Below are 10,986 nucleotides of genomic sequence, written 5' to 3'. Positions count from 1 at the left end.
GTTGTAGAGGAGGGTTTCAGAAGAACTTAGTAGTGTGGAAACGCGAAAATGATGTAGTGCTTGAGGATAATCATTTTCGTTTCAGAAGAACTTAGTAGTGTGGAAACTGAGTTCCTCTTCTATAGGCACTATTTCACCGTGCTTGTTTCAGAAGAACTTAGTAGTGTGGAAACTCTAAAAATATACATGCTCTCCCCAAAAGAAAGGATAAGTTTCAGAAGAACTTAGTAGTGTGGAAACGCTGCAATATCATCCCTAAATACATCTCGCACTGCAAGTTTCAGAAGAACTTAGTAGTGTGGAAACTCCCAGATACTATCTGCTACTTCCCAGTATTCACCAGGTTTCAGAAGAACTTAGTAGTGTGGAAACAGCGGTATATGGAAGTAATAGCAATAGAGAATGGGAGTTTCAGAAGAACTTAGTAGTGTGGAAACTGGTTGGAAGCGCTGTGAGACATCACCGGGGAATATAGGAAGGTTTCAGAAGAACTTAGTAGTGTGGAAACATATCGTACAGCTCTGCATAGGGAAAGTAACCCTTTCGTTTCAGAAGAACTTAGTAGTGTGGAAACCCGTGGGTTCTGGTTCTATAAGTGGTTCGGGCAATCGAAGACCTGGCAGATGAATGCCATACCCAACATAGACGTTAGAAACGAAATACAGAGGATCGCTGTGGAGTTCCCCGCATACGGATACAGACGGATAACCGCCGAACTCCGGAATCGTGGTTATTCAGTGAACCATAAACGTGTACTCAGGCATGAGGGAAGACAATCTTCTTTGCGTTCGTAAGGATTTTAAGTCAAAAACCACCGATTCCAGACACGATCTCTGGGTCTATCCCAATCTTATGAAGGGGTTGAAGATAACCCGATTGAATCAGGTATGGGCTTCAGATATCACTTACATCCGTCTATCGTGACGTATTCCTCAATAAAGATGGAAGGATGGATGGACGAGTATCACATAAGAATCATTGTAGAATCTGTTTTCTCAAGCATCAAAAGGTGTTTTGGTCCCGAAATTAAAAGCATGAAAGGTTAGCTAAAGCGGCGAGAACTCGCAATAAAAGTGTTGGCGTATAACATTGAAAGGGTGCTCTACATTAAAAGGGCGAAGGATTTGGGAATCCCCTTGGGATAAGTTGCCAGTAATTCCAAATTGGCACTGGTAAAGAACTCCCGAAATACACCGGTTAGTGTATATGCCCTTCAACAAGAAATTGTTTACTCCCGTCTGAGATAATCCGAAGGATGTTATCTTGGTCTACGTTGACTTTTGGGATGAAGCCCAGAATAGTAAAATTTTTATATACGCTCTACGGTAAATAGAGAACGTAAGGTAAGAGATGAAGATAGCGTTTTATTATAGAAGTGTAAACGGCGGTATAAGAACCCATGTAGAGGCACTAACGAGAGTGTTTATGCAGATGGGAGTTGAAGTGAAGCTGATAAACCAGTATGCACTCGGCTCCTTCATGCTTGGTAATCCCTCAGGCGGGATTTCTTACGGATTTGACTTCTCACTGGGTAAGATAAAGAAGGAGGTGGAGGATTGTGATATCCTGCACATACATCACGCCGCTACATTCTCAGAATTCCTGCTACCTTTCTCTTCTATATGCTCCGACTGTAATATCATCAATACATTTCATATCCCGGCGGGTAACAATTTTGAGGGTGAATTTGCAAAGGCGCTCATTGCAACACTTGCATCTTTATACGAGGGGCGTTCAAAGAAGTTCATATCCGTAAGTTCGGAGATAGCAGCAGATATTCAACGGTATTGCATCGAGACAGAGACGGTGGTTATACCAAATGGCGTGGATATAAATTATTTCCGTCCGCGTGATAGCGATATTGAGGATAAGAAGCGTAAGAAGCGTAAGAGGGGCATATATATCGGCTATCTGGGACGATTATCGCCGGAGAAGAACATAATAAATATGATAAAGGCAGTTAAAACAGTGATGTCCGAACCGGTCTATTTGAAGATCGCAGGTACGGGTCCACTATATGACCGTATAAAGAGACTGGAAGACGAGCGTATAAAGGTTCTGGGCTATGTTGATGATGCTGCTTCGTTCTATCGGGGTCTGGATATATTTATACTGCCCTCCAAGCTCGAGGCACAGCCGATTGCACTGCTTGAAGCTATGGCTTCTGGATTACCGGTAATTGCCACTGATGTAAGTGATAACAAATATTACGTGCATGGGAATGGCATTCTCTGTGGTACCACAGTGAAGGAGATAGGAGCGGCAATAGAGGAGATGTTACATTCAGACCTGGAGAAGATGGGTAAGGAGTCGAGGAGGATAGTGGAGCAGGGGTACTCATGGGATAAGATTGCTACACGGACACTGGAAGTGTATAAAACGATAGTTTAGCTTATAAAATCAAAAATATCGCGAATATGAGACATAACACACCGACCACATCTGTCAAGCTTGTTATCAGTGGTATTGTGTGATTATCAGGGTCCAGTCCGAATTTAAACGATAGTATAGCGATGTAATAAGATGCGAAGTTAAGGAATGTGGAGCAGAGAATACCACCCAGTAGAGAGATGGAGAGCAGCCTCAATACCAATACTCCGCTTTTTCCCCCTATCACTCCTGATATTATGCCAACCAGAGCGAATATGAATACAGATAAGAGATATATAACAGTGAAATTCATCACTACCGATTTAGGTGGGTATAACTTCGGATTCAGGGTACCAATATGGAGCATAGAAGAAAGGCGTGCACTCAATATACCGCCCAGGGCATTACTCGCACCCAGGAAGGGTGGAATCATCACCAGTATCGCGGGAATGGCAATTATACTCTCCAGTCTCCTGTCCAGAATCAGCCCGGCGAAGATACCAAGAATTCCGCAGATGATAAGCATAGGAATACTCTCTTTGATTATCCGTCTCACAACTGTATCATTCGACTTTAAGCCCTTTATCGTACCAACAACCGCCAGTACCATGAATAATAGCGATGACGTGTTGAGGTACACAGACACAGAATCGAGCTTTAAAAGAAGCATAGTTGCCAGCATTAATGAGGGAATGGTGACCACATCGCCAGCAGAGGTTATTATCGGTGACGATACATTATCCAGGTCCCAGTTCTTGTGATAACCAATGATGGAAACGAGAATAGCGATACCAAGCAGCACAAACCCGGATATCAACCCCCCTATTACAGATATGAATACAAACCCGAAGATGGAAATCTGCGACATACCAAACGCGAACGCGACCAATCTCGCCAGAATGCCGAGGATAACAGAGAGAGCAAGTGTAAGTAAGAGCGAGGAATATGCATTTTGATATAAGACGCTGCCCCTCCTTATACTCTTTGAGAATAGCCCGATGTGCATGGATGTGCCCAATCTGGATACAAGCGCACTGTAAATATTGCCACGCATATCAATCGCAGGTGGAATGAGAATCATGAGTTCAGGTAACAATTGCAGTATACCACGCATGAAATTCAGTCCAAGCCCTGCAAGAAGACCTGTTAGCGTGCAGAATACGAGTGACAGAGGTGCCTGTTTAAACACATCAGAGAAGTCGCGGAAGAAGGCAGAGGTACGATTGAGTATGCGTATGCTCAGCTTGCTTACATTTACATCTATATCTACATCTCGCATTCTCATACTCACCTCTACCTCCTCCTTCGTTACTGCTACTACCCCGCTTTATCATAATCTTACCCGCCATACTATCCGGGGGCTTAGTTTCTGCTTCACTATCGTTATCTGGCAGGGACATCTTCATACTCTTTTCTTATTTTACCCTTATCTTATAAATTAATAACAAATGCCACCGCGAATAGAGCGATTACAGGAGATAAGGAGGAAGATAGATGAGATAGATGATGCCATCGCCGAGCTGCTCATAAAGCGGATGAAATACGCAAGGCAGGCACGGGCTGAGAAGGTGCGAATGAAGATGCCTGTTACAGACTTACAGCGAGAGAAGGAAGTGATTGAGAGATGGCGAGCACATGCACGGCGCGGTAATAACGAGGTGAGCGAGGAGTTGATGCAGCGAATAGCGGAGCTTGTGACCGAATATATGAGGAGAGAGGAGTTGAGAGAAGAGCTGGAGACGGAGATGGAGATGGTGAGAGAGACAGAATGAAACCTCAGGTTATGAGCACGACGAAGGGGCTTGTGATAAGAATAAGGAACTTTGAGATGGCGGACATAAGGAGAGTGATGGAGATAGAGGAGGAGGCATTTCTGGAAGGTGATGCGGACCTGTATCTCGAGTTATACAGGGAGTGGCCTGAGGGTTTCATCGTAGCGGAGCGAAATGATAGGGTTATAGGATTTGAAGTATTGATATTAACGCCGGAAGAAGAAGGGCGGGTATTTGCAATCGCGGTGGATTCCCGATTTCGAGGCAAGGGTGTGGGACGTGCATTACTAAAAACCGCTTTCAATCTGCTGCGTAAGTATAAGATAGGGTTCGTGCGGCTTGAGGTCAGGGTGAGTAACTGGATAGCACAGCGGTTATATAAAAGTATGGGGTTCACGGAGATAGGGTTCGTTCCCTTTTATTATAAGGATGGAGAGGCAGCGATTTTAATGCGGAAAGTGCTTTAATCCAGGTATCCATCTACATCCCTGTAATTAAACTCTTCGGTCTGAAGCACGTTCTTTATGAAGTTGAATAACTTCTTTCTTGTAGCCATTGAGATGTTCGGGTACCATAGAGGGGAGGCGACCACAAGCCCTCTGAATGCATAAAACGGCTGTAGTACCTCTAATAGCTCGTAATCATTCGCCTTTGTCAGATATACATCGAAGAATAGTTCATACAAACGCTTGAAATCGCTATCAATCACTGCCCCATCGGTCTTCATGAGCCCGAAGAAGAGATAGTTTATCGTCATCGCGGTAACATCATCCGCGGCTTCGCCCCATTCTCCCCTGCTCCTGTCCAGTAAGGTGAAATCCGTTCCAGTACGAGTATGGAATATAACATTCCAGGGATGAAAATCGCCGTGTACCATACAAAGCCGATCTTTTTTCATTTTCAGCTTCCAGCGCCACTCAATGCAGAGTTTCTCTATCTCCTTCAGTTCCGTCTGTGTTATAAACTCACTCTTGGAGGGATAACTGTCTGTAAGTCCAAATATGCACTCACTATGCCCTAATAACTCTCTTATCCGCCTGATATAGAGATTTGCGTCTTCCCCCTTGCGTGAATGGATATCAACGAGGTAAGAAGCCAGAGCTGATACCCTCGCCTCATCTTCCTCTCGCAGCCTCGCGCCACTTCTCAATCTGTCCAGGTCGTGCACATACTCCTCCCCCTCTACCTTCTCGCACACAATGAAATATTCCGCAGCATCACGCGTCGATATCAACCGCCCGTCATTTGTGAAATAGCCAACATCGAGCGCTTTTACATGCTCGGGTAGCGAATTGAAAGCCCTGTACTGCCATATCAATATTTGTGCGCGGTCTGAAGGGTACTCATGCCCGAAACTATCCCCTTTCAGCGATGAGATGACAACTTCTTTCCTCTCGCCTTCTGAGGTCTCGAATGTGACGAAGTATGGTTTTCCATACCCAAATCCCTTTATCTCCTCTTCCCGTTTTGACTCTATCTCTAACCCCAACCCCAATTCTTTTATGCTTAATAACCGTAAAGGAACACCCAAACTATTCTTCAAATATTCCTCTATTCGCTCTTTCATACCTATTTGGGTCATCACCATGTGATTGGAAACGTCTTTTTCCCCGGGTTGACACTATATTTATATGTTCTCTTTTAAACTTGTTTATGTAGATGTGGAAGAATGACAGGGATAGTTTCGTATGGTGTGTATGTACCATCTTATAGAATAAGAGTGGAGGAGATAGCAAAGCAATGGGGTGAGAACCCCGATATTATAAAATCAGGACTGTTGGTGGAGGAGAAGTCTGTACCAGACATGGATGAGGATACAGCAACTATGGCGGTGGAGGCTTCACGGGCTGCTATCCTGCGCGCAAGTCTCGATCCCGGTGAGATAGGAGCTATTTATGTGGGTTCTGAAAGTCATCCTTATGCGGTAAAGCCAACAGCAACGATTGTCGGTGCAGCAATTGGAGCATCGAATTCTATTACTGCTGCGGACTTTGAATTCGCGTGCAAGGCGGGAACAGCAGCCATACAGACATGTATAGGACTGGTTGCACTGAAGAAGATAAAATATGGGCTTGCAATAGGGGCAGATGTATCACAGTCCAGCCCGGGAGATGCCCTGGAATATACTGCGGGAGCAGGTAGCGCGGCGTTTGTCATTGGTGATGATGGCGTAATAGCAGAGATAGAGGATTTTACCTCTTTTACTTCTGATACACCCGATTTCTGGCGTCGTGACCTCCAGAAGTATCCCTCACATGGTGGACGGTTCACAGGTGAACCTGCGTATTTCAGACATATCATCTCCGCTACAAAAGAACTGATGGATAAGACAGGACTTCAGCCTGCGGACTTCGACTACGCCGTATTTCATCAGCCAAATGGTAAGTTCCCGTTGAAAGCGGCTAAGAGCCTCGGATTTAACTCAAAGCAGTTAAAGCCCGGTCTTATTGTAACTCATATCGGTAACACGTACTCGGCATCATCGCTGATAGGGCTCTCTGCGGTTCTTGATAACGCATTGCCGGGACAACGAATCTTGATGACCTCTTTTGGATCGGGTGCAGGTTCTGATTCCTTTGCTCTTACTGTCACCGATGGTATTGACGAAGTGAGGGATAAGGCTCCGCGGGTAGAGGATTTCCTCTCCGGCTGTAAATACATTGATTATGCAGGTTACGTAAAACATCAGGGTAAAATAAGGTTGTAAAAGATGAGAGAAGTAGCGATAATAGGCGTAGGAAATACGAAATTTGGTGAGCTCTGGGATAAGTCTTTCCGTGATATAGCAGTAGAGGCGGGCGTAAAAGCGATAGAGGATGCAGGCATAAGTGGCGATGAGATAGAAGCGCTATATGGTGGTAATATGTCGGCAGGCAGGTTTGTGGAGCAGGAGCATATAGGTGCGCTGATCGCCGATTACGCTGGTCTGGCAGGTCTGCACATTCCAGCAACGCGGGTAGAAGCTGCATGCGCTTCTGGCGGACTTGCATTGCATTTAGCCATCCTCGCAGTTGCTTCTGGCTGGTATGACCTCGTGATAGCGGCGGGTGTGGAGAAGATGACAGACGTTGGTGAGGATGTAGCAAACGACCTGCTCGTTTCCTCCGTAGACCGCGAATGGGAGGCAATTTGCGGTGCCACCCTACCATCTCTATTCGCACAGATGGCAAGAGCACACATGCAGCGTTATAATACTACGGTGGAGCAGATGGCGAAGGTGGCGGTGAAGAATCATACCAATGCTATCCACAATCCTATGGCGCAGTATCGAAGGGGAATATCAATAGATGCAGTACTTGCCTCCCCGGTTATTGCAGAACCACTCCGTATGCTGGACTGCTCAAGCATAGCAGATGGTGCTTCTGCGGTCGTCCTGTGCCCGGCTGAGCATGCGAGAAAATATACAGATTCGCCGGTATATGTGAAGGCATCCACGCAGGCGAGCGATACCATAGCACTTCATGACCGTAGGGATATAACAACGATGGATGCAACGGTATTTGCGGCGCGTGAGGCATATAAGATGGCTTCTATCGAACCTTCTCAGATATCGCTCGCAGAGGTTCATGACTCTTACACGATTGCGGAGATAGTAGCCATAGAGGATTTAGGATTCTTTGAGAAGGGTAAAGGTGGCATAGCTACATGGGAAGGTGAGACAGAGATAGGAGGGAAGATAGCGATAAACCCGTCAGGTGGCTTAAAGGCATGTGGACACCCACTTGGTGCAACCGGTATAAGGCAGGTGACGGAGATTGTGACACAGTTGAGAGGAGAAGCAGGGAAGAGACAGGTGCCCAATGTCCAACTCGGACTGACGCATAATATAGGCGGTACCGGTGGAACGGCAATCATACACATACTATCGAATTAGGACTACAGAACCTTACCTTAAATACCTATCACTTTTATATGTAAAAATTACTAACTGAGGATACATCACTTATTTTAACATCGGTGCACTTTTTAGGAGTAGAGATGGACAATCTGTTCGAGGATCTGATAAAGAAAGGCAGAATATTTGCAAACAAGGAAGTGCTTCGTCCCACTTACATACCTGAGAACCTACCACACAGGAAAGAGCAGATAAATAATCTTGCGGACATCCTATCCGCGGCGTTGAGGGGTGAGACGCCTTCCAATATATTGATCTATGGTAAGACAGGAACCGGTAAGACGGCAACGGTGAAGTATGTAAGTAAGGAGCTGGAGGATATGGGGCGGAAGATGGGAAGCAAGTGTTCACTGATTTACATCAACAGTGAGGTTTTTGACACTCAATACAGAGTATTTGCGTATCTCGCGCGGATATTTAATAAGCGTGTACCCATGATAGGCTGGCCGACGGATATGGTATATTCTGAGTTTAAAGCCGGGGTTGATACTGAGAACCGGTGCGTGATTGTGATACTGGACGAGGTGGACAAGTTAGCGGGCAAGGGTGACAGTGCATTATACAACCTCTCCAGGATAAACAGCGAACTGAACAATGCGAAAGTGAGTATAATAGGGATCTCAAATGACCTGACCTTCACCGATCTTCTGGACCAGCGTGTGAGGTCTTCTCTTGGTGAAGAGGAGATAATATTCCCGCCTTACAATGCCGATCAGCTACAGGACATATTAAGTGAGCGAGCAGAGATGGCGTTCAACGAGTCTGTACTCGAAGACTCCGTAATACCGCTATGTGCTGCATTCGCTGCTCAGGAGCATGGTGATGCGAGACGAGCACTTGACCTGCTTCGGGTGTCCGGTGAGATTGCAGAGCGAACGAAGAGTCCAAAGGTGAGGGAAGAGCATGTGAGGCAGGCGAGTGAGCGAATAGAAGCAAACAGGATCGTGGAAGTGGTGAAGACACTGCCACTCCAGTCGAAGATTGTATTGAACAGTGTACTGTTACTGAGCAGGGAGAAGAACAAGAAACGCTTCTCCAGTGGTGAAGTCTACAACATGTATCGGCGTTCCTGCAGTTTCCTCGGTATGGAACCGCTGACGCAGCGCAGGGTCACTGATCTCGTCTCTGAACTGGATATTCTGGGATTGATAAACGCGGTGATTGTGAGTAAGGGCAGATATGGGCGTACAAAGGAGATATCACTGAGTGTACCGGAGTCGTGTGTGCTGCCTGTATTACTGGAAGATTATAAACTTAAGGCATTAGCTAATATAAAAGTAAAGACGCAAATGACATTGTAACATTATAATGTAGGGGGATGAAAGATGAGCGAAGAGGGAAAAGGTCTATATGTCAAGTTTGAAGTGCCAGAAGAGCTGCAAAGCAAGTCTTTGGAAGCTTTAGAGATAGCGCGTAGTACCGGCAGTATAAAGAAAGGGACGAATGAGACGACGAAGATAGTAGAGAGGGGGATGGCGAAGTTGGTGCTCATTGGTGAAGACGTAAATCCAGAGGAGATAGTGATGCACCTTCCACCACTATGTGAAGAGAAGGGTATACCCTACTCCTATGTAAAGAGCCAGCGCAATTTAGGGGCTGCCTGTGGAATAAAGAAGGGTTGTGCCTCTGCTGCCATCGTTGACCCCGGAAAAGCGGAGGAAATGGTTAATGAGATAATAGAAGAGTTGGAGAAGATAAAGCAAGCATGAGTGACGAGAAGGGTACCCCTGCGGAGGTAATAGAGATAGTTGGCAGGACCGGGATGCACGGTGAATCCACGCAGATAAAATGCAGGGTACTGGAGGGCACCAATAAAGGACGGATAATAACGAGGAATTGTAGAGGACCGGTAAAAGTGGGGGATATCATCGTACTTCTGGAGACGAACAGGGAAGTGAGGAAGCTCTCAAAACGATGAATGTGGTGATGAGGTGATGATAAGATAATGGAGAGGAAATGTTCGTTCTGTAATTTACCGATAGAACCAGGTAGAGGTAAGATGTTTGTGAGACGTGACGGTACTGTGTTATACTTCTGCAGTTCCAAATGCGAGCGAAATATGATAAAGCTGGGCAGGAAAAGGAGGCGTGTGAAATGGGCACAGAAGAGGAGCCGAAGCCGAGGCAGTTGAGTTGAGATGAGATAATAAAGATAAGACGCAAGACCTAAGACATAAGACCTATGGTTATGACCCGGCACCGACTTGTCATACTCGATATGGATGGTACCTTTCTGGACTCCCGCGGCATTGGCAAGATAGAGCATGAGTGGGCGTATGAAGCATTCAAGAGGACACTGAGCAGTTATGGGCTGCAACTCAGTATAGAAGAGATAGATACCTATTTCTTGGTGCCTCTCCACTCTGATGGTGAAAAGGGGGTAAGGCAATTCTGTGATAGATTCAATTTGGATTGCGAAGACTTCTGGGCGATGAGGGAGCGCGATGTTATAGAAGCGAAGATAAAAGCGATACAGCGAGGAGAGATAAATCTCTGTAAAGGTTCTGAGTCTGTAATAAAGTATCTCAGCCGGAAATACCAGCTTGCTGTGGTGAGCGATTCGCAGCAGGCATGTGTGGACTTCGCTGTTGAGTACTTCGGGTTGAGACCCTATTTCAGGATATGGTATGGAAGAAGGAGCGACTTGAAGAGTCTGAGCGACAGAAAGCCAAGTCCATTTTACATAAATAAGGTGCTGGCAGAGCTGGACATCCAGAGAAGAGCGGCGATACTGGTGGATGATAGCCCGGTAGGGGTACTGGCTGCGAAGCGTGCAGGTATAGATTCGATACTCATCAGTAACGATGGGAGAAGCGAAAAAGAACCTGAATCTAAGCTTGAGCTTGAGCCTGAGCCTACATACATAGTGAGGAGTATAACCGAGTTGAAACGCGTTCTGTGAGTTTGTAAAAAGTGGGGCTTAAAACGAAATGGAGTAGCCTAATATCGG

13 protein-coding genes and 1 CRISPR repeat array are annotated in these 10,986 nt (G+C 45.9%); of the genes, 11 read left to right on the top strand and 2 right to left on the bottom strand.

Translation table 11 applies throughout. The annotated features are described in order from the left end of the window. Nucleotides 1-13: 13 nt before the first annotated feature. Nucleotides 14-574: a CRISPR direct-repeat array (repeat unit 29 nt; unit sequence GTTTCAGAAGAACTTAGTAGTGTGGAAAC). Between the two features lie 49 nt (nt 575-623). Together J7J01_02230 and J7J01_02225 are read left to right on the top strand one after the other, a co-directional pair. After that, nucleotides 624-794 carry a transposase gene (locus J7J01_02230; protein ID MCD6209709.1) on the top strand — a complete coding sequence of 57 codons (171 nt, stop codon included), beginning with the start codon at nt 624-626 and terminating at the stop codon, nt 792-794. A gap of 556 nt (nt 795-1,350) precedes the next feature. After that, complete coding sequence (locus J7J01_02225; protein ID MCD6209708.1) at nt 1,351-2,391, top strand: glycosyltransferase family 4 protein; 1,041 nt, start codon at nt 1,351-1,353, stop codon at nt 2,389-2,391. 1 nt (nt 2,392) lies between these two features. On the opposite strand, the gene J7J01_02220 is transcribed toward J7J01_02225, so the two are convergent. After that, nucleotides 2,393-3,661: a magnesium transporter gene (locus J7J01_02220; protein ID MCD6209707.1), complete on the bottom strand. Its 1,269-nt coding sequence runs from the start codon at nt 3,659-3,661 to the stop codon at nt 2,393-2,395. Between the two features lie 157 nt (nt 3,662-3,818). Between J7J01_02220 and J7J01_02215 the strand changes: the two genes are divergently transcribed. Together J7J01_02215 and rimI are read left to right on the top strand one after the other, a co-directional pair. Then, the gene (locus tag J7J01_02215) at nt 3,819-4,142 is read left to right on the top strand and encodes a chorismate mutase (GenBank protein MCD6209706.1); all 324 of its coding nucleotides are present in this window, start codon (nt 3,819-3,821) and stop codon (nt 4,140-4,142) included. Further along, the gene (rimI, locus tag J7J01_02210; GenBank protein ID MCD6209705.1) at nt 4,139-4,609 is read left to right on the top strand and encodes a ribosomal protein S18-alanine N-acetyltransferase; all 471 of its coding nucleotides are present in this window, start codon (nt 4,139-4,141) and stop codon (nt 4,607-4,609) included. The genes J7J01_02215 and rimI overlap by 4 nt, the downstream gene beginning before the upstream one ends. On the opposite strand, the gene J7J01_02205 is transcribed toward rimI, so the two are convergent. After that, complete coding sequence (locus J7J01_02205) at nt 4,606-5,724, bottom strand: phosphotransferase (protein MCD6209704.1); 1,119 nt, start codon at nt 5,722-5,724, stop codon at nt 4,606-4,608. The genes rimI and J7J01_02205 overlap by 4 nt on opposite strands. Nucleotides 5,725-5,811: 87 nt before the next feature. Here J7J01_02205 and J7J01_02200 point away from each other — a divergent pair, with 87 nt between their 5' ends. From J7J01_02200 to J7J01_02170, 7 genes are all read left to right on the top strand, one after another. Continuing rightward, on the top strand, nt 5,812-6,849 hold the full coding sequence (locus tag J7J01_02200) for a hydroxymethylglutaryl-CoA synthase (GenBank protein MCD6209703.1): 1,038 nt from the start codon (nt 5,812-5,814) through the stop codon (nt 6,847-6,849). A gap of 3 nt (nt 6,850-6,852) precedes the next feature. Further along, nucleotides 6,853-8,016 (top strand): thiolase domain-containing protein, encoded by a 1,164-nt coding sequence (locus tag J7J01_02195; protein ID MCD6209702.1) that lies wholly within the window; start codon nt 6,853-6,855, stop codon nt 8,014-8,016. Nucleotides 8,017-8,120: 104 nt separating this feature from the next. Next, nucleotides 8,121-9,338: an ORC1-type DNA replication protein gene (locus tag J7J01_02190; protein MCD6209701.1), complete on the top strand. Its 1,218-nt coding sequence runs from the start codon at nt 8,121-8,123 to the stop codon at nt 9,336-9,338. 24 nt (nt 9,339-9,362) lie between these two features. Next, entirely contained in the window at nt 9,363-9,746 is a 384-nt protein-coding gene (locus J7J01_02185) for a 50S ribosomal protein L7ae (protein ID MCD6209700.1), read from the top strand. Then, the gene (locus J7J01_02180; GenBank protein MCD6209699.1) at nt 9,743-9,955 is read left to right on the top strand and encodes a 30S ribosomal protein S28e; all 213 of its coding nucleotides are present in this window, start codon (nt 9,743-9,745) and stop codon (nt 9,953-9,955) included. The genes J7J01_02185 and J7J01_02180 overlap by 4 nt, the downstream gene beginning before the upstream one ends. A 27-nt stretch (nt 9,956-9,982) precedes the next feature. Next, complete coding sequence (locus J7J01_02175) at nt 9,983-10,168, top strand: hypothetical protein (GenBank protein ID MCD6209698.1); 186 nt, start codon at nt 9,983-9,985, stop codon at nt 10,166-10,168. Nucleotides 10,169-10,218: 50 nt separating this feature from the next. Then, on the top strand, nt 10,219-10,938 hold the full coding sequence (locus J7J01_02170; protein MCD6209697.1) for an HAD-IA family hydrolase: 720 nt from the start codon (nt 10,219-10,221) through the stop codon (nt 10,936-10,938). Nucleotides 10,939-10,986: the final 48 nt, after the last annotated feature.

Source organism: Methanophagales archaeon (assembly GCA_021159465.1).
GTDB lineage: Archaea > Halobacteriota > Syntropharchaeia > Alkanophagales > Methanospirareceae > G60ANME1.
Note: the sequence above shows the minus strand (reverse complement) of the source record. Positions and strands in the feature narration are given on the sequence as shown.